Consider the following 440-nt stretch of genomic DNA (forward strand, 5'->3'; position numbering starts at 1 on the left):
GTCACGGTGCGGCCCGTGGCATAGTCGAAGAGCCTGAAGACATGGGCGTTGCGCGCACGCGGATGGGCGCCGTATCCATCTGGCGAGAAACTGCCATGGACGAAATCCGCCGCCTGGCCGGTGATCGCCAAGGCGTGGTGGATGAAGGTGGCAAGGCCGAATTCCGAGGTGACGGCGCGATCGCCATCGAACAGCTCGCCGCGCGTCGCCGGGGCGAAAAAGCCGTCATGCTCAGGAAGAACGGCCTTCAGATCATCGAAGAGATTGGGACGCTGCGGCAGGATGTGGCTGCCGTYGCGATATTCCAGCCAGTCCGCCGTGACACCTGACGAGCGGGTGATTTCCTGCAGGCAGAGCACATCCGCACCCGCGGTGGCGAGATACTCGATCAGCGGCTGGTAGATCTTGCCGCCCCAGGCATTCAACGATATGATCCGCAC

General features: G+C 63.1%; 1 protein-coding gene. It reads right to left on the reverse strand.

Annotated elements, in window-relative coordinates:
* Positions 1-425: hypothetical protein (locus tag AC1DIX_RS27885; protein WP_477328596.1), on the reverse strand; the 425-nt coding region annotated here is incomplete at its 3' end.
* Positions 426-440: the final 15 nt, after the last annotated feature.

It is taken from the genome of Massilia sp. 05N420 (genome assembly GCF_056397205.1).